The following is a 17,746-nucleotide window of genomic DNA, read 5'->3' on the forward strand; positions in this document are numbered from 1 at the left end:
AGGCACACACGCGAACTCAATGAACACAACCGTGACCCAGCTCACCTGGCCGAGTGATAGTGATGGGCAATTCCCTTGGACACCCCCTGAGCTGGAGGCAAAGGTGCCTGCAACGCCGGAAGTGGCGTCACGACGTCGCGACAAGATGCACTATCTGTACATGGCCGTGATCGCGGCGGTCGTCCTCGGCGTCATCGTCGGGTTCGCCGCGCCGGACGTGGCCAAGGAGCTCAAACCACTCGGCACGGGCTTCGTCAATCTCATCAAGATGATGATCTCCCCCATCATCTTCTGCACCATCGTCCTCGGCATCGGATCGGTGGCGAAGGCCGCGAAGGTCGGCAAGGTCGGGCTGCTGTCGCTCGGCTACTTCCTGATGATGTCGACGTTCGCGCTCGCCATCGGACTCGTCGTCGGCAACCTCCTGCACCCGGGTGAGGGCCTGCACCTCGACCCCGCCGCCGCCGCGAAGGCCCACACACAGGCCGAGGGCGGCGAAGGCACCATCGACTTCCTGATGGGCATCATCCCCACCAGCTTCGGTTCCGCGTTCACCGAAGGCCAGGTGCTGCAGACGCTGCTGGTCGCGCTGCTCGCCGGATTCGCCGTGCAGAAACTGGGCACGAAGGGCGAGCCGATCCGCCGCGGTATCGAGCACATCCAGCGCCTGGTGTTCCGGATCCTGGCGATGATCATGTGGGCGGCCCCGGTCGGCGCGTTCGGCGCGATCGCCGCCGTCGTCGGCGAAACCGGCTGGGACGCGCTGCGCAGCCTGGCCGTCATCATGATCGGCTTCTACCTGACGTGCCTGGTGTTCGTGTTCGGCGTGCTCGGCGCGGTGCTGTGGATCGGGGCGCGGGTCAACATCTTCACCCTGCTGCGTTACCTGGGCCGCGAATTCCTGCTGATCCTGTCGACCTCGTCGTCCGAATCGGCGCTGCCCCGCCTGATCGCGAAGATGGAGCACCTCGGGGTCTCCAAACCGGTCGTCGGCATCACCGTGCCCACCGGCTACTCGTTCAACCTCGACGGCACGGCCATCTACCTGACGATGGCGACGCTGTTCATCGCGACCGCGCAGGACCAGCCGCTGGGCGTGGGCGAACAGATCTCCTTGCTGCTGTTCATGATCATCGCGTCGAAGGGCGCGGCGGGTGTGAGCGGCGCCGGGATCGCCACCCTCGCCGGCGGCCTCCAGTCGCACCGGCCGGAACTGGTGGACGGCGTCGGGTTCATCCTCGGCATCGACCGGTTCATGTCCGAGGCCCGCGCGCTGACCAACTTCGCGGGCAACGCCGTCGCGACCGTCCTGGTCGGCACGTGGACCAAGGAATTCGACCGTGACCAGGCCAACCGGGTCTTCAGCGGCCAGGCACCGTTCGACGAAGCCACCCTGATCGACGACCATCCCGACACATCGCAGGATCCTGAAGGCGACCGGGAAAAGACCGTGGCACACGCGTAGCGCCCGGCGACGAACCGGAACCGCGGTGCGAGGGTCCCCCGTCCTCGCACCGCGGTTCCTTCTCATCTGGGAAACTCACCGGCATGCCGGACGCCATCGACCGCTACGTGGTCTCGCGGTACTCGAAGCTGCTGCACGGCAACTTCGCCGGGATGATGAGCGACCCCGAGCGCGAGGTTTTCCTGCGCGACCTGGTCGAGGACGCGCGGACCATCACCGACGACGAACTCGAAGAGCTGCTCGCGGCGGACTGGCGGCCACGGATCACCGCGGCGTGGCTCATCGGCGTCGACCGCCGCACCGCGTGGCGAGGCCGCATCCGGGAACTGTTCCTGGAAAGCGGCCTGGTCTTCGCCGGGCAGGGTTACTGCTTCGCGCTCGCCCGGTTCGGCACCATCGCCGACGCCGAGATCCTCGTGTCCTATCTGGACCACTACCTCGCGCGGCCGGACCTGCGCTACGACCAGGAATGGGCGCTCGCGGCCCTGCACCACATCGACGCCGACCTCACGACCGCGTACACGTCACGCTATCTGCGCCCAGGCGGCCTCTGGGAAAGCTGGTCCGCGAAGAACAGCACGGACCTGCCTTTCCACAAGATGTACTTCGCCATGTTGTGCTCGCACGTCCAACGCGCCGTGCACGCGGCGGACGTCAGGCGCTGACCTTCTCGTCGTAGACGACGCGGGACTCGGCGATCGAGTCGCGGTGGCGCTCGGCCCAGCTCAGCAAACCGCTCAGCGAGGCGTAGAGCTCTTTCGCCATCGGCGTCGCTTCGTACTCCACCTTCGGCGGCACCGTCGGGTACACGGTGCGCACGAGCAGGCCGTCGCGTTCGAGATTCCGCAACGTCAGGGTGAGCATCCGCCTGCTGATCCCCTCCACCGAGCGCTCCAGCTCGGTGAACCGCACGGGGCCGCGCGTGGCCTCCAGCAGGATGCCGATCGCCCACTTGCCGCTGATCCGGTTGATCACCTCGAGCACGGTGCACACCTCGAGTTTTTCGGGATCGACGACCCTGGCCTGCGCGGTCACATCGGTGTTCCCCTGGGACATGAAAGTGCCTCCTTCCGGCGAGGAACAGAGTCACACAAGATGGGCGCTGTTACAAGTGATGCACCAAGGCATCACCTGGGGAAATCTTGAAGGATCACCATGCGCGCTCTCACCCTCGCCGTCCTTTGCGCCGTCTCGCTGATGGTCGTCCTCGACGGCTCGATCGTCGCCGTCGCGCTCCCCGCGATCCAGAACGACCTCGGCTTCACCGCGTCCACCCTCGCCTGGGTGGTCAACGCCTACCTGATCGCCTTCGCCGGGCTGCTCCTGCTGTCCGGCAGGCTGGGCGACCTGATCGGCCGGAAACGGGTCTTCCTCGCCGGGCTCGGCGTGTTCACCCTCGCCTCTCTGTTGTGCGGAATCGCGCAGGACCAGGCGCAGCTCATCGTGTTCCGCTTCCTGCAGGGCGCGGGCGGCGCGCTGGCGTCGGCCGTCGTGCTCGGCATGATCACCACGCTCTACCCGGAACCGCGGGCACGGGCGAAGGCCATCGGCGTCTACAGCTTCACCCAAGCCGCGGGCTCGTCGATCGGGCTCATCGCGGGCGGGACGCTGACGCAACTGCTCGACTGGCACTGGACGTTCTTCGTCAACCTGCCGATCGGCGCGATCGCGCTGGCGCTCGCCGTCCGGCTGCTCGCCGACGATCGAGGCCCTGGCCTGCGCGGCGGCACAGACGTCACCGGCGCCGGGCTGGTCACCGGCGGGCTGATGCTCCTGGTCTACACGATCGTCAAGGCCGAGGAGTACACCTGGGCCGACGCACGCACGCTCGGGCTGCTCGCGCTGTCGCTGCTTCTTCTCACCGGATTCGTGCTCCGGCAAGCGAAGGCCCGTCGGCCGCTGCTGCCGCTGAGGATCTTCCGGCTCCGTGCGGTGTCCGGGGCGAACACGGTGATGGTCCTGATGGTCGCCGGGCTGTTCGGCTTCCAGTTCATCACCGCGCTCTACCTGCAGCGGGTGCTCGAACTCGACGCGTTGAGCACCGGGTTCGCCTTCCTGCCGGCACCGCTTTCGATCGCGGTGATGTCGCTCGTCTTCGCCGAGCGCCTGAACCACCGCTTCGGGGCACGAACGGTCCTCGTCAGCGGGCTCTCGCTGGTCGCGCTGGCGCTCGGCTTCCTCGCCACCGTCCAGGCCGACGGCGACTACGCCACGGACGTCCTGCCCGCGCTCGTGCTGATGGGCGTCGGGTTCGGCGCGGCGATGCCGGCGCTGATGGGACAGGCGATGGCGGGCGTCGCCCCCGCCGACACCGGGGTCGCTTCGGGACTGATCAACACCACTCAGCAGATCGGTGCGGCCGTCGGGACCGCCGTGCTCGCGACCGCCGCCGCGTCCCGCACCGGATCACTGCTGGCCGAGGGCACCGCGATTCCCGAAGCCCTCACCAGCGGCTACCGGACGGCGTACGCGTTGAGCGCCGGACTGCTCGCTCTCGCGGTCTTCGCCGCGACAGTGCTCCTTCGCACCCGGAAGGTTCAGGAAGCGATCGTCGCGTAAGCCCACTCGGAGACCTCGCCGCCGAGACGCACCTCGGCGGCGCCTCCGGGTTTCCAGACTCCGCTGCCGCCGAACGCGGCCATGCCGCCGGTCTTGCCGGAGTACTGGGAAAGCACCACCCACATCCCGTATCCGGCCGCGACGCCGACCTGATCGAGCAACCGGTCTTCCTGGCCCTCGCTGAAGAGCGCGCTGAGGACGTAGACCTCGGCGCCCGCTTCGGCGAGTTCCCGCGCGTGCTCCGGGTTCGCGGCGTCGAGGCAGATCGCCAGGCCGAGAAGCCTGCCGCCGACCTCGACGATCACCTGCCTCGTGCCCGGTTCGAAGAGCTCGTCCTCGCTGTTGTGCAGGTTCCGTTTCGCATAGGTGGCAACGGTTTCCCCGCCGGGGCCGAGGACGAGTGAACCGATGTACCGGTGCCCGTCCTCCACCAGGGGCAGCCCGATGACGGCGTGGACGGCGCTCGCCCGGCAAGCCTTCCGAAGCGGTTCGAGGCGTGGATCGTCAGGAGTCAGCCAGAGGCCAGGGTCGGCGGCGAGCGCCTCGAATTCCAGACCGGTCAGGGAGAGTTCGGGGAACACGCAGAGGTCGGCGTCCGCGATCCGGAGGAGCCTGGCGTGTTCGGTGATGTTCGCGGCGAGGTCGGCGGGGACGGTGAACGGCTGCACGGTGGCGACACGCATGGCGGGAGCCTAGCGCCCCAGATATCCCCGCAAACCGTGTTGCCCCCGCCGCATCATGAGCGCGTGGTTGATCCGGAAGACCGGCCTGGCGACCCGATCGAGCTTGCGCAGCAACGGTTTCCGCGCCTCGACCTCCTGCGTGATCTCCAGTCTCGTGCCGCTTCCCACCGCGACCAGCGCACCGGCCAGCGTCCCTTCGAGGTCACCGCTGAGCAGCACTCGCAGCCGCCCCTCGCGCTCGTCCTGGCGATCTCGGTGCATCCGCACGGTCAGCGCGTACGGCAGCCTGGAGCGGCAGACGAGTTCGGCGGTGTCCTCGTCGACCCGGCTGACCGAACGCACGTCGCGCCACCACAGCGGGTACGCGGCCAAGTCGACGACCGCGTCGAAGACCGCCTTGGGCGAGGCGGGCAGCACCCACGTGTCGCGGAAGCGGTACCAACCGCCTCCGCGACCCGTGAGCGAACCCGTCATACCTGCGCCGACACCAGGTTCCGGCCGTCCATCGTCACGACGTCGACCGAAGCCACGTCACCGGGGGCGACCAACGCGGAACCGTCGACACCGGTGCCCTCACGCTGTCCCTTCTCCGAAACGAGCCAGCTGCCGGCGTTGACCCGCTCTCCGCTCTTCGTCACGACGATGAGCGCGCACTTCTCGCCTTCGCGGACACCTGTCGCCTTGGCGTGCAGCCGCACCCAGCCCGCGGCCGGGACCACCCGGACCGCCAGTTGCACACCCGTGTCCCGGTTGATCGCCGCGAGGTCGCGGGTGCCGGGCACCGGGGCAGTCGCCGTCGGCACCGGCAAAGCCACCGTCGACGGTTCGGGCGACGTCTGCCGTCCGACGAGTACACCCGCGCCGAGCGCCACCACGACCAGCACGGCCGCACCGGCGACGGCGAGGAGCCGCCGCGGTTTGCGCTCTTGGGTGCCCTCTTCTTCGCGAACCTGGCGCAGCGTGCGCTGCAGGAGCAGATCTCCGCCGTCGGGCGGTCCGTCGAGGAACGCCTCCGGCGGCACCTCGTCGAGGTGGTGACGCAGCTCCGACAGCTCGCGCACCTCGCGACGGCACGTCGGGCAGTTCGCCAGATGCGTCTCGAACGTGGCCGCTTCCGCCTGAGTCAGGCCGCCGAGGACGTAGGCGGCGAGCTGGCCCTGGTCGTGTCCCACCGCACTCATCGCGCTACCTCCTTCCCGGGTCCGGACATCACGGCTCTGAGCGCCCGTAACGCGTAATAAGATCTCGACTTAACGGTACCCGGGGCCACGCCCAGGGATTTCGCCGCTTCGGCCACCGTCCGGCCCCGGTAATAGATCTCCACCAGTACCTCACGATGTTCCGTGGACAGGCCGTCCATGGCTCCGAGCACGGCCATGGAGTCCACGACGCCTTGCGCGTGGTCCCGCTCCACCGCCGGGGTGGGCACGCCTTCCGCCGGCTCCGGCACTTCCGGTGGCCGCGCCGCCCTGGCCCGCGCGCGGTCGGTGATGATGTTCCGGGCGACCGTGAGCAGCCAGCCCCGCACCGATCCCTTCGCGTCGTTCTCCAGGTCTTCGGCATGTTTCCAAGCCCGGACCAAGGTCTCCTGCACGACGTCCTCCGCGGCCGCGCGGTCCCCGGTCAGCCTTGTCGCATACGCCAGCAGGCTTCGCCCGTGTTCGGCGTACAAGTGTCTGACCAAGTCCTCGCCTTTGGCCTTTTTGGGCCGCCAGCCTCCGATCGCCACTCGCGTCCTCCCGACGGTCTTCTGGGTCGGCGAGGACAGTACTGCAACCCGCAGGGGCAGAGTGGATCGTTCGGCGCCCGCCGCGATCGAACTGTGCATCGGCACCGGCCTCTCCTCGGTTCTCCATGGCCGCCTCCTCTTGCCTCCCACACGGATGACCGGCGGAGGCGGTTCAACCGGGGGTCTTGTCGATCACCGGAGGCGCTCGTATGCTGGCGCCTCCGGATTCCGCCGCCGCCTGATTCCCGGGAGGGTCTCGGCGTGCCAAGGAAACTCGCGGCCGTTCTGCTGGCGGTCGCCTTCGTGTCGGGATGCGGCGAGGAGCCCCGCTTCACCGCGACGCTGACGGATCCGGTGAACGTCGACCTGAGCTGGCCCGACGACGATCCGGACGCCGCGGGCAGGATCGTCGAGTACACGACCGATCCGCACGGCGAATACACGATCCTGCGGTTCGTGCCGCCGCGGCAGACGACCTTCCGGCATCCGGACCTGATGCCGGAAACGCGGTTCTACTACCGGATCCGGCCGTTCTACGGTGCCGTTTCGGACGCTGTGACGGTTTCCGGCCCCGCGACGCCCGCCGCTTCCGGACCTGCCGTGCCGCTGCGGGCGGGCGATCGATCGGCCGCCCCGGCGTCGTTCAAGGCCGAGCCCGCGCCGGAGGCGATGGTGCGGTTCAGCTGGGCCGATCGCTCCAGCGACGAGGACGGCTTCCTGGTGGAGATCAAGAAACCCGGCGCGGACGGGTTCGTGCCGATCGAGGTGTCCGATCCGGGGACGACGTCGGCCGGGCTCGCCACCATGCCGGGCGAAGAAGGCTCCTCGTATCGGCTGCGCGCGTTCTACTACGGGCCCGCCTCGCCGGTGCTGGACCTCGTGAGCGGCAAGGACGGTTAGGGCCAAGGGTGCCTTAGGTAGCCGCTGCAGGGGTTGCGAAAGCCACTTTCGCAACGTTGAGGGTTGCGAAAGTGGCTTTCGCAACCTCGACCACGGCCGGGCCCGATACCGCCCCGGCGATCATGTCGCGAAAGCCACTTTCGGGACGTCTGACGTCCCGAAAGTGGCTTTCGCGACACACCTCCAGCACCTTGGCCAGAAACCGTCCTTACCGCTCACGAGCCCTAAGCGAGAACGGTCTTCAGGAACTGACCGGTGTAACTCTCCTCCACCGAAGCGACGTGCTCCGGAGTGCCCTCCGCGATCACGGTGCCACCACCGGAACCGCCCTCGGGGCCCATGTCGATGATCCAGTCCGAGGTCTTGATGACGTCGAGGTTGTGCTCGATGACGATCACCGTGTTGCCCTTGTCCACCAGCCCGTTGATCACGCCGATCAGCTTGCTGATGTCCTCGAAGTGCAGACCGGTGGTCGGCTCGTCGAGGATGTACACCGTCTTGCCGGTGGACCGCTTCTGCAGCTCGCTGGCGAGCTTGACGCGCTGCGCCTCACCGCCCGACAGGGTCGGCGCGGGCTGCCCGAGCCGGACGTAGCCGAGGCCGACGTCGACGAGGGTGGCCAGGTGCCGGTGGATCGCCTTGATCGGCTCGAAGAACTCGGCCGCCTCCTCGATCGGCATGTTCAGCACGTCGGAGACGGTCTTGCCCTTGTAGTGCACCTCGAGGGTCTCGCGGTTGTACCGGTCGCCCTTGCAGACCTCGCACGGGACGTAGACGTCCGGCAGGAAGTTCATCTCGATCTTGATCGTGCCGTCACCGGCGCAGGCCTCGCACCGGCCGCCCTTGACGTTGAACGAGAACCGGCCCTGCTGGTAGCCCCGCACCTTCGCCTCGGTGGTCGCGGCGAACAGCTTGCGCACGTGGTCCCACACGCCGGTGTACGTCGCCGGGTTGGACCGCGGGGTGCGGCCGATCGGCGACTGGTCGACGCGCACCAGCTTGTCGACGTTGGCCAGCCCGTTCACGCGGGTGTGGCGGCCGGGCACCTGACGGGCCCCGTTCAGCTTGTTCGCCAGCACGGTCGCGAGGATGTCGTTGACCAGCGTGGACTTCCCGGAACCCGAGACACCGGTGACCGACACGAGGCAGCCGAGCGGGAACGACACGTCGAGCCCCCGCAGGTTGTGCTCTCGGGCACCGACGACGGTCAGCTGACGCTTCTTGTCGATCGGGCGCCGGATCGCCGGGACCTCGATCTTCGTCCGGCCCGACAGGTACGCGCCGGTGATCGATTCCTTGTTCCGCAGGATCTTCTTGTACGGTCCACTGTGGACGATGTGGCCACCGTGCTCGCCGGCGCCCGGGCCGATGTCGACCACCCAGTCGCTGGAGCGGATGGTGTCCTCGTCGTGCTCGACGACGATCAGCGTGTTGCCGAGATCCCGCAGGCGGACCAGTGTCTCGATCAAGCGGTGGTTGTCCCGCTGGTGCAGCCCGATCGACGGCTCGTCCAGCACGTACAGCACGCCGACCAGACCGGAACCGATCTGCGTGGCGAGCCGGATGCGCTGCGCCTCACCGCCGGACAGCGTCCCGGAGGCACGGTCGAGCGAGAGGTAGTTGAGGCCGACGTCGAGCAGGAAGCGCAGCCGCGCCTGGATCTCCTTGAGCACCGCGCCGGCGATGACCTGCTCGCGCTTGCCGAGCTCCAGCTCGTCCAGGAACTGCGACGCCTCGGCGATCGAGAGGGCGCAGACCTCGGCGATCGACCGGTCGCCCTGGGTCTTGTGCTCCAGGGTGACGGCGAGGATCTCCGGCTTGAGCCGCGTGCCCTGGCAAGCCGGGCACGGCACCTCGCGCATGTAGCCCTCGTACCGCTCGCGCATGTACTCGGACTCTGTCTGCTCCTGGCGCCGCTCGAGGAACGGAATGACACCCTCGAAGCTCGCGTAGTACGAGCGCTGACGGCCGTAGCGGTTCTTGTAGCGGACGTGGACCTGCTCGTCGACGCCGTGCAGGACGGCCTTCTGCACCTTCGCCGGCAGCTTGCGCCACGGCGTGTCCATCCGGAAGCCGATGGTCTCGGACAGCGATTCGAGCAGGCGGATGAAGTAGTCCGCGCTCTGGCCGCCCGCCCACGGCGCGATGGCGCCCTCGCCGAGGGACATCTCGTCGTCCGGGACCACGAGCTCCGGGTCGACCTCCTTACGGACGCCGATACCGGTGCAGTCGGGGCAGGCGCCGTACGGGGCGTTGAACGAGAACGACCGCGGCTCGAGGTCTTCGATCGCCAGCGGGTGACCGTTGGGGCAGGCCAGGTTCTCGGAGAACCCGCGCACGCGATGCGGGTCGTTCTCGGGCAGGTCGACGAACTCCAGCTCGATCAGGCCGTCGGCCAGCCGGAGCGCCGTCTCGACCGAGTCGGTGAGGCGCTGCCGTGAGCTCGTCTTCACCGAAAGCCTGTCGATGATGACGGCGATCTGGTGCTTTTCCTGCTTCTTCAGCTTCGGCGGGTCGGTGAGCGGGTGGATCGTCCCGTCCACCACGACGCGCGCGTAGCCCTGCTGCTGCAGGTTCTCGAAGAGGTCGAGGTACTCCCCCTTGCGCCCGCGCACGACCGGCGCGAGCACCTGGAAGCGGGTGCCCTCCTCCATCGCGAGCACCTGGTCGACGATCTGCTGCGGGGTCTGCTTGCTGATCGCCTCGCCGCACTGCGGGCAGTGCGCCTTGCCGGCGCGGGCGTAGAGCAGACGCAGGTAGTCGTAGACCTCGGTGATGGTGCCGACGGTCGAACGCGGGTTGCGCGAGGTGGACTTCTGGTCGATCGACACCGCGGGCGAAAGGCCCTCGATGAAGTCGACGTCCGGCTTGTCCATCTGGCCGAGGAACTGGCGCGCGTATGCCGACAGCGACTCGACGTAGCGGCGCTGCCCTTCGGCGAAGATGGTGTCGAAGGCGAGGCTCGACTTCCCGGACCCGGACAGACCGGTGAACACGATCAGGCTGTCGCGGGGCAGGTCGAGATCCACACCGCGGAGGTTGTGCTCGCGGGCGCCGCGAACAACGAGGCGATCAGCCACGCCAGGGTCCCTTCAGGTTTCATTCTCAGCTGCGGTCGCCGGCCCGGTCGAAGCTGCACGGGCGGCCGCTTCCATGCTACGAGGCACCACCGACAGAAACTGGTTCCGAGTCTTTGACCTGCGGTTTTCCCGGCTTTTCGCGTCGACCCCGGCGAGCGGTGAGCCACCGGTGGACCGGCCGTTCCACGCCGGCGGTGATCGCCCAGCCCCCGACCACGGCGGCGGCCAGCACGAGAGGGAGCCGCAGCCAGCCGGGGACGCCGGCGTTCAGCAGGGCACGGGCCAGGATGTAACCGAGTTCCTGGTGCACCAGATAAAGACCATACGAGATGCCCGCGAGCCAGGTGACAGCCGGGGCGGCCCTGGAGAGGCCGGGCAACCGCCAGTCCGGTCCGCGGGCGGCAAGACACACCAGCAGCAGCATGATCGCGAACCCGATGGCCGACGGCCAGCGCTCGGGATCGTTCGGCAGGGCCTGATGGAACGGGAAGACCTGCAGGTCCTGCGCGGCGCAGGCGGCGAGCACGAACAGCGCGAGGTGCCAGTGCGCGAGACGTCGTTTCGACCACAGCCAGATCGCGATCCCGATGGCGAAGACGTGCACGCGGTGCAGGCCGAGGCCGTAGTAGAAGGTCTCCACGATCTTCGGCGTCGAAACCGGGTCGAACACGACGAACCGGAGGAAGAGCGGGACCAGGATCAGCGCCCAGAGCAGGCCGACGGTGAGCCGGTGGGTGCGCCACCGGCGTGGCCACAGCAGGGCGGCGGCGGTGAAGGCGGCGAGCTGGACCGGCAGCGTCCAGTAGGCGCCGTCGAGATAGTAGAAGAGTTCGTATCGCCAGCCCCATTCCTGGACCATGCCCAGGTTGGCGAGCAGATCGGCGCCGGTGGGGACGTACCAGGGCGACGGATCGGACGGCGGGCCCTGCGGAACGCCGAACAGGAATCCGGCCGGTCCCGGCGGGAACGGCAGGCCGCTGAACCGGATCGTCGCGTACCGGGCGACGACGTAGGTGACGATCACCGCCACCAGGTACGCGGGCACCAGCCGAGCGACCCGGTTCCACAGCCACCGGCCGGGCTCGCCCTTGCGCAGGCTCGCGCAAACGAAGAAGGCGGAAATCACCAGAAGGATGGCCGCACCGAACTGAGCGGTTACCCGAAAGGGGTACCCCACCAGTTCGGGATGCAGAAGCGCCCCCTGATGGGTGACGTGCCCGAGCATGACCGCGAAGACGGCTACAACGCGAAGGACGTCCCAGCTGATCTTGCGCGAGGCGTGTGGCGAGGCGTCGGGCACGAGCGTCCTGTGGTTCGGCTGGCGGGGCGACGCGAGCCTACGTCCCGCGCCTGTGCGCCGCCTGTGCGGGTGGAACCGATTGCAGGCGAACGACTACCGTATGCGGTGTGAACATCGTCGAGACCTACACCGGGCATGTCGACCCCGGCGGCGACGCCGCCCGTCGCACCCTGGACGCGCTCACCATCACGAAGCTGTCGGTCGGCCCGATGGACAACAACGCGTATCTGCTCGTCTGCCGCGCCGAGAACGAAGCGCTGCTGATCGACGCCGCGAACGACCCGGAACGGATCTCCGACCTCATCGGCCACGGTCCCGACCGGCCCGCGCTGAAGACCGTCGTGACCACCCACCAGCACCAGGACCACTGGCAGGCTCTCGGCGCCGTCGCCGGCGCGAACGGCGCGAACACCGCGGCCCACCCGCTGGACGCCGAACCGCTGCCGATCCCGCCGGACTTCCTCGTCGAACACGGCGACACGGTGACGGTCGGGCAGATCACCCTCGAGGTGATCCACCTGCGAGGCCACACCCCCGGCTCCATCGCGCTGCTGTACCGCGACCCGAACGGGCACCCGCACCTGTTCACCGGCGATTCGCTGTTCCCCGGCGGTGTCGGGAAGACCGGGTCGCCTTCGGATTTCACGTCGCTGCTGGACGATGTCGAGACGCGGATCTTCGGCGAACTGCCGGACGAGACGTGGTTCTACCCGGGCCACGGGGACGACTCGACTCTCGGTGAGCAGCGAGGACAGCTGGCGGAGTGGCGCGAACGCGGCTGGTGAGCTGACGACGTTTTCGAGCGGGGTTGCCTAACACACAGGCAGCCCCGTTTCGTTTGAATCGGAACGGACATGGCCTCACCGAGGCCGACATGACCGTTCTACTACCCCTTGCCGCCCTCAGCGACATCCTCACGGGCATGACTCTCGGCTGGCTCGTTACCCCGGCGGAGCGCGCGCGGCTGCTCGGCGCCGACGGCGAGCCGGAGCACGCCGAAACGGAGCGGATCGAGCGCGAGGACGTGGTGTCACTGGCCAAGCCGTCGCTACCGGTTCAACGCCTGGCCAGCAAGCGCGACCAGGTCGCCGAGCTACTGAGCGCTGCCCCGGCGAGCCCGGAACAGCTGCGTGAAGCCACCGGTTTCGCTGACTCGACGCTTCGGCGGCTGCTCCCCGAGCTGGAGACCGAGGCGCGGCGCGAGGGCCGCGGGAAGAGGGTCCACTCTGAGTGTTCAGCTCACCGGGCGCTCAACGCTCACGCCCAGCCCATACGCGCAGGCAAGGGCGAGCGTTGAGCGCTCGGAGCGTTCGACAGTTACAGAACGTTGCAGCGATTGGCGTAACACCATGGGGGGCTGTGCACGACTCCTGATCACACGCTTTCGAGGGGTGCCGCATGCACAAGACCGCAATTCTGTTCGCCGCGATGGCATTCGCCGTTGTTGGCCTTACCGCCTGCGGCAACGAGTCGCCTACGACGTCAGCCCCGACCTCTGCGGCGTCCGGTCCGGCAGCACCCGCCAGCGTTTCACCTACCTCATCGCCGTCCACTGCTGCCTCGGCCGCATCGACGGCAACGGGGTACATCCCGAAGAAGGTTGGCGAGCGGGCTGGCATTACGAACCCTGATGGCACCCCGGCCGTCGAATTCTGGGTCACGAAGATCGCCGTCGACCCGAAGTGCGGCCAGTACATGTCGCGTCAGCCTGGCAAGCACACCCTGCTGCTGGACGTAACGATCAAGACGCAGACCGATAGGGCCGATGGCAACGGCCTCAGCACGTTTAGCATCCTGCCGAGCTTGATCAACCCGTACGCCTTCTCCACAACCGGCAGCGACGGTGTCACAAATCAGGCGGAGACGGACACGTGCGTTGTCCCGAAGGCGTTGCCGTCGGCGTACGCGCCCAACCGCACCTATACCGGGCAGATCGCGATCGCCACGACCGCAACGACCGGGACCCTTCAACTCACAGACGGTACGGGAGCCATGGGTCCGGGCGCACACGGCTGGGAATGGTCCTACTGATCCGTCAACTACTCGGGGAACAAGCTTTGATCACCGCTCTGCTCATTTGGAAAAACGGCCAGCGCACAACGGCAGAGATCGCGGACGAGACACCTCCTCCCGAGGAACTGCGTGTTCCAGCACGAGCGGGAACCGTCACACTCCAGACTGATCAAGAGGGGGCATTCAGTCGTTCGCGGTCCGGCACAGCGGTATTCCGTTTCTCGGGAGAGCTCGACGATGGACGCCCCATCTACGTCTACGAGAACACCGAGCTGGTGTAGCCAGGCCAGGCGATACGAATTTTCCGGCCCTCGTTGATCTCGGGTCCTACGCTGTCGACATGACTGTTCACCTTGTCGTGACGACAGCGACCCCAGATCGGGAATCCGGCGAGAAGCTGGCAAGTTCGGCCGTCGGCGCGCGCCTCGCGGGCACCGCGCAGGTGGTCGGCCCGGTCACGTCGTTCTTCTGGCACCTCGGAGAGAGCGGCCATGGCGAAGAGTTCAACGTGACGTTCAAGACGACCGATGCGCGCTATGCCGAATTGGAGGCGCACATCATCGAGAACCACCCGTGGGACAAGCCCGAGGTGACGGCCGTGGAACTCGTTCGCGGCTCTGCGGACTATCTGGCGTGGGCCGAGGAGTCGACCCGGCCCCGCTAGACCTCCAACCGGGCGAGCAGGTCAGCGACGACAGGAGTGGAACGGTGGCGGGCCAGGCGGCGCGCCACCGTTTCGATCCGGCGCGCCGGGCGGACGGAGGTCACTCCGGCCGCCAGGTCGGCCGCGTGGCCGAGCGTCTCCGCGGCCTGCTCGACCTCGCATGCCTGGAGGTAGGACGTGGCCAGCCATGTCAGGTACAGGGCCTTGTCCCGAGCATGGGTGTCGTCGAAGTCCACCAGGACCCGCTCGAGGACGGGGACGGCGCGCAGCGGCCGCCGGAGTTCGGTCCAGCAGCGACCGGCCATGATGTCGATCTCGGCGGCGTCCACCCAGAACACCCAATCGGGTTCGGGCCTGGCCGCCGGGGTATTCAGAGCCCCGCGCGCGAGGTTGAGCGCACGGTCGGCTTCCTGTGCCTCCCCCACCGTCGCGTGCGCCCAGGCCTTCCGTTCAAGTAGCAGCGCTCCCACCTTTGGCGTGGCGACCTTGCGCGCGACCTCATACGAATCGGTGGCGAGCGCGGTTCCGCTCTGCTGCTTCGTCGTCTGCTGATAAGCCGCGTACGCGATCGCGTTCCCCGCGAGGTCCAAAGCCTGCGCGTCCTCGGCATTCTCCCGGCTGGCGTCGTACAGCTGTTCCGCGAGTTCGTGCTGTCCATGGTCGAACGCCGCCCACCCGGCTTGCTGCTGCTGTTCGGCGAGCAGTGCGAGCAGGTCACGCCCGATGCCCTCGGTGTGGCTCGATTCGCGGATCAACCGCTCCGTGTAGTCGGCTTCGGCGGCGTAGACGGGGAAAGTCTCAGCTCCGCCCATGATGTTGTCCAGGCGCCGCAGACGAGCGGTTCGGCGGCGTAGTTCCGCGACATCGGAGCGACCGACCCGGCGGGCGGCGGGCTGGTCGGTGCGGGCGAGCGGGATTGCCAGCGCAGCCATTGCTCCGAAAAACTCGCGTCGCTGCACTCCGCCCGTCCTCTCTTTGCGCCGTCTCACCCGCGCGGTCGAAACGGCGCGCTTGATCCTCGTCTCCACTATTCCGAAGCTCACAGCGATGTGCTGCTGCCAGAACGGTGTCGGTAGCCGCTTCTCCGTCTCCCAACGGGAGATCTCGTTTCTGGTGATGGTTTGGCCCGACAGTTCGGACAGCACGGCGGCTTGATCGGTTTGCGATCGCCCAGTGTCTTCCCGCAGCGTTCGGAGCAGTTCGCCGATGCTGTCCTGCTCCACAGGTACCCCTCACGCCAAAGTGGCCATCTTCCGCCCGGCCCCGACTTCTGGCCACCCCCTCGGAATGGCCACTCGCGGGGCTCCTCTCACCAGGCATTATCGCTCTTAGTGTCAACATCGTGACCATCTGGACTTATCAGGCCCCCGTCCGGGGCCGTGGCAGCGGATCCTCGGAACTCGGGTACGACCAGTTCGGCCCGCGGCGGTCGTGCGAGATCGTTCCGTCGCCTATCGAAGGCGGCCAGGTACGAATGGCGCGGGGTTCTCCTCAGCGTCGAGGCACACCTGTACCAGCGCGCACAGCTCGCGCCGACGCAGCGTGGCCGCCGATGCTGTTGCCATCGTGAGGAGAACCGGCCGGAGCCTCGGCGCCACGAGCGCGGCAGCATCAGCCGGGACCGAATCGCGGCGCCGTCGGCCAAGACGCGATGCCCGCTGTGTCGTGACCTGCTGTTCACGACGAACGCGGAAGCACGCCGTGGAGGAGCGTGACCGCGACATTCTCGCCGGTATAGCGCGGGTCGATACCGAGATCGGCGAGGTGACGTTGCAGCTGCTGACGCTGCAACCGTCGGACGAGCACTACGCGGCCGGACTGCGAAGGCTCAGCCGTGACCTCGTGGAGATCGGTGCCGCGCTCGCTCGGCGCGCGAACAAGCGCGACGGCGAGGAACCGCCTTCCGAACCGCTCGGAATCGGACCGGTATCAGCCCCACCGACCTAAACCACCCGGCGTCACGCCCCTCTTACTCGCGTGGCGCCGGGTCGCCTGATCGGCGCGAGGGTCCTCACCTGCGCGCGGACCAGGTTCAAAACGTATCGGCGGCGCAACGCGCCCGCTGATGTAGCCGAGGCCGGGCTGCTCACCGCCACCGGACCGGGCTCCGGCGCCAACCCGCAACCAGAAAGGCGGCCGATGGCGCGCGAACGCAACCCTGCGGGAACCAGCCCCACGAACCCTGGACCGGGCAAGGACACACCCACACGGCCCACGGACAAGAACTCCGGTCCGCCAAACGTTCCCAAGCCGCCGCCTCCCCCACCAAGGGGGTAGCCGTGCCCAAGAAACGACGACAACGGCGCGACAACCGAAGCTGCCATGTCGGCGGCAAGGTCGGAAACAGGGGCCCCGGGAGCGCGGGAAGTCGGCCACCGGTGCAACCGACCGGACCGACTCACCCTGGTGACAGAGGTACGTCATGGCGGTTCGCTTGGCTTCCACGACCGCCGGAAGACGACCAGGACGACTAGAATCTGGTCATGCGGACAGCCCGAGAGATGAGCCGGTTGGCGGACGTGTTCCTCGCGGGAGGCGCCGAATCCCGCTTCTACGCCCAGGATCTCCGGCGTGCAGCGGCCGTCGGTCATCGCCGGCTGGCGGAGATGCTGGCCGAGATGCACACCCTCGGCTGGGTCACCCATGAGTTCGACAAGTCCACACCTGACTGGCGGCCGTACTACATGCTCACCGACGCCGGTCGACGCGAACTAACGCCATAGCGGTATTCAGACACAGCGACAGGCCCACTCTCCATGCGGAGAGTGGGCCTGTCGCTGTAGTTCAGCGCTTCCGGGACGTCTTCGGCTTCTCGCCGCTTTGGGCCTCGCTGTATAGGGTGACGATCTCGCGCTTCGGCCGGAGTCGTCCGGGTGGGTGGGGTTGAACTGGGCGCCGGAGGTGTCATGACGCGACACCGGCGCACCGGCGGGAGAACCGCCAAGGCAGTCTCTCGCTGGGTCGCCCTGGCCGAGCATGTGGCACGAAGGTCCGCCGCCGACCTCTGACTCGACCCGGGCAAGGTCATCCAGCGGCCGGATCGTGGATCCAGCACAACTCCCCTGTCGCCGGAAGATCGCCCAGCGCCTTGACCTCGCACGCCAGCCGCGACAGAACGGCGTCCTTCGACCCCGGCCAAGCCACGAAGTCGCGGTCCGCGCCCACCAGATCACCGGGGACCGCGCCCCGGTCCATCAACTCGCCCACCACCGAGAGCAGTGTCGCGGTTCGCTCCGCGAACGTCGCGCCATCGCCCGCCTTGGCGCCCGCCACGGCGACCACGACCGAGAGCCCGACCCGGTCCTCTCGTGCGTAGTCGAGCAGGGACTCCAAACCCACATCACCGGCCATGT

19 protein-coding genes are annotated in these 17,746 nt (G+C 67.9%); 10 read left to right on the forward strand and 9 right to left on the reverse strand.

Annotated features, from left to right (window positions below):
- The first annotated feature begins 145 nt into the window (after positions 1 to 145).
- Positions 146 to 1,465 (forward strand): cation:dicarboxylate symporter family transporter, encoded by a 1,320-nt coding sequence (locus tag ACOCEP_RS36970; protein ID WP_482339891.1) that lies wholly within the window; start codon positions 146 to 148, stop codon positions 1,463 to 1,465.
- 83 nt (positions 1,466 to 1,548) lie between these two features.
- Positions 1,549 to 2,130 carry a DUF6000 family protein gene (locus ACOCEP_RS36975; protein ID WP_482334318.1) on the forward strand — a complete coding sequence of 194 codons (582 nt, stop codon included), beginning with the start codon at positions 1,549 to 1,551 and terminating at the stop codon, positions 2,128 to 2,130.
- On the opposite strand, the gene ACOCEP_RS36980 is transcribed toward ACOCEP_RS36975, so the two are convergent.
- Positions 2,120 to 2,521: a winged helix-turn-helix transcriptional regulator gene (locus tag ACOCEP_RS36980; protein ID WP_125682348.1), complete on the reverse strand. Its 402-nt coding sequence runs from the start codon at positions 2,519 to 2,521 to the stop codon at positions 2,120 to 2,122. The two genes, ACOCEP_RS36975 and ACOCEP_RS36980, sit on opposite strands and share 11 nt — an antisense overlap.
- 99 nt (positions 2,522 to 2,620) lie before the next feature.
- On the opposite strand from ACOCEP_RS36980, the gene ACOCEP_RS36985 reads away from it, so the two are divergent.
- The gene (locus ACOCEP_RS36985; protein ID WP_482334320.1) at positions 2,621 to 4,024 is read left to right on the forward strand and encodes an MFS transporter; all 1,404 of its coding nucleotides are present in this window, start codon (positions 2,621 to 2,623) and stop codon (positions 4,022 to 4,024) included.
- On the opposite strand, the gene ACOCEP_RS36990 is transcribed toward ACOCEP_RS36985, so the two are convergent.
- From ACOCEP_RS36990 to ACOCEP_RS37005, 4 genes are read right to left on the reverse strand one after another with little or no spacing between them, the layout of a single operon-like run.
- On the reverse strand, positions 4,003 to 4,707 hold the full coding sequence (locus ACOCEP_RS36990; protein WP_482334321.1) for a carbon-nitrogen hydrolase family protein: 705 nt from the start codon (positions 4,705 to 4,707) through the stop codon (positions 4,003 to 4,005). The two genes, ACOCEP_RS36985 and ACOCEP_RS36990, sit on opposite strands and share 22 nt — an antisense overlap.
- A 9-nt stretch (positions 4,708 to 4,716) precedes the next feature.
- Positions 4,717 to 5,181, reverse strand: coding sequence for an SRPBCC family protein (locus ACOCEP_RS36995; RefSeq protein ID WP_482334323.1), 465 nt, complete (start codon positions 5,179 to 5,181; stop codon positions 4,717 to 4,719).
- Positions 5,178 to 5,888, reverse strand: a complete 711-nt coding sequence (locus ACOCEP_RS37000; protein WP_482334325.1) for an anti-sigma factor family protein — start codon at positions 5,886 to 5,888, stop codon at positions 5,178 to 5,180. Before ACOCEP_RS37000 ends, ACOCEP_RS36995 begins: the two co-directional genes overlap by 4 nt.
- Positions 5,885 to 6,436 carry a sigma-70 family RNA polymerase sigma factor gene (locus ACOCEP_RS37005; protein WP_482339892.1) on the reverse strand — a complete coding sequence of 184 codons (552 nt, stop codon included), beginning with the start codon at positions 6,434 to 6,436 and terminating at the stop codon, positions 5,885 to 5,887. The genes ACOCEP_RS37000 and ACOCEP_RS37005 overlap by 4 nt, the downstream gene beginning before the upstream one ends.
- A 261-nt stretch (positions 6,437 to 6,697) precedes the next feature.
- Here ACOCEP_RS37005 and ACOCEP_RS37010 point away from each other — a divergent pair, with 261 nt between their 5' ends.
- Entirely contained in the window at positions 6,698 to 7,336 is a 639-nt protein-coding gene (locus ACOCEP_RS37010) for a fibronectin type III domain-containing protein (RefSeq protein WP_482334327.1), read from the forward strand.
- Positions 7,337 to 7,560: 224 nt separating this feature from the next.
- Here the strand turns inward: ACOCEP_RS37010 and uvrA are convergent, their stop codons facing one another.
- Complete coding sequence (gene uvrA, locus ACOCEP_RS37015; protein ID WP_063273341.1) at positions 7,561 to 10,416, reverse strand: excinuclease ABC subunit UvrA; 2,856 nt, start codon at positions 10,414 to 10,416, stop codon at positions 7,561 to 7,563.
- A 76-nt stretch (positions 10,417 to 10,492) separates the two neighbouring features.
- Positions 10,493 to 11,716 (reverse strand): acyltransferase family protein, encoded by a 1,224-nt coding sequence (locus ACOCEP_RS37020; protein WP_482334329.1) that lies wholly within the window; start codon positions 11,714 to 11,716, stop codon positions 10,493 to 10,495.
- A 107-nt stretch (positions 11,717 to 11,823) separates the two neighbouring features.
- On the opposite strand from ACOCEP_RS37020, the gene ACOCEP_RS37025 reads away from it, so the two are divergent.
- The 4 genes from ACOCEP_RS37025 to cutA all read left to right on the forward strand — a co-directional run bounded on the left by ACOCEP_RS37025 (position 11,824) and on the right by cutA (position 14,393).
- A complete protein-coding gene (locus ACOCEP_RS37025) occupies positions 11,824 to 12,501 on the forward strand; it encodes an MBL fold metallo-hydrolase (protein ID WP_482334331.1) in 678 nt (225 codons plus the stop codon).
- Positions 12,502 to 12,638: 137 nt separating this feature from the next.
- A complete protein-coding gene (locus ACOCEP_RS37030; protein WP_482334333.1) occupies positions 12,639 to 13,013 on the forward strand; it encodes a hypothetical protein in 375 nt (124 codons plus the stop codon).
- A 101-nt stretch (positions 13,014 to 13,114) separates the two neighbouring features.
- Positions 13,115 to 13,747, forward strand: coding sequence for a hypothetical protein (locus ACOCEP_RS37035; RefSeq protein ID WP_482334335.1), 633 nt, complete (start codon positions 13,115 to 13,117; stop codon positions 13,745 to 13,747).
- Between the two features lie 322 nt (positions 13,748 to 14,069).
- Complete coding sequence (cutA, locus tag ACOCEP_RS37040; protein WP_482334337.1) at positions 14,070 to 14,393, forward strand: divalent-cation tolerance protein CutA; 324 nt, start codon at positions 14,070 to 14,072, stop codon at positions 14,391 to 14,393.
- Here the strand turns inward: cutA and ACOCEP_RS37045 are convergent.
- Positions 14,390 to 15,616 (reverse strand): helix-turn-helix domain-containing protein, encoded by a 1,227-nt coding sequence (locus ACOCEP_RS37045; RefSeq protein ID WP_482334339.1) that lies wholly within the window; start codon positions 15,614 to 15,616, stop codon positions 14,390 to 14,392. The genes cutA and ACOCEP_RS37045 overlap by 4 nt on opposite strands.
- 478 nt (positions 15,617 to 16,094) lie before the next feature.
- On the opposite strand from ACOCEP_RS37045, the gene ACOCEP_RS37050 reads away from it, so the two are divergent.
- Together ACOCEP_RS37050 and ACOCEP_RS37055 are read left to right on the forward strand one after the other, a co-directional pair.
- On the forward strand, positions 16,095 to 16,340 hold the full coding sequence (locus ACOCEP_RS37050) for a hypothetical protein (RefSeq protein WP_482334341.1): 246 nt from the start codon (positions 16,095 to 16,097) through the stop codon (positions 16,338 to 16,340).
- A gap of 536 nt (positions 16,341 to 16,876) precedes the next feature.
- Positions 16,877 to 17,116: a hypothetical protein gene (locus ACOCEP_RS37055; protein WP_482334343.1), complete on the forward strand. Its 240-nt coding sequence runs from the start codon at positions 16,877 to 16,879 to the stop codon at positions 17,114 to 17,116.
- A gap of 301 nt (positions 17,117 to 17,417) precedes the next feature.
- Here the strand turns inward: ACOCEP_RS37055 and ACOCEP_RS37060 are convergent, their stop codons facing one another.
- Entirely contained in the window at positions 17,418 to 17,744 is a 327-nt protein-coding gene (locus ACOCEP_RS37060; protein ID WP_482334345.1) for a hypothetical protein, read from the reverse strand.
- Positions 17,745 to 17,746: the final 2 nt, after the last annotated feature.

The sequence above is a fragment of the Amycolatopsis sp. CA-211722 genome (genome assembly GCF_056828465.1).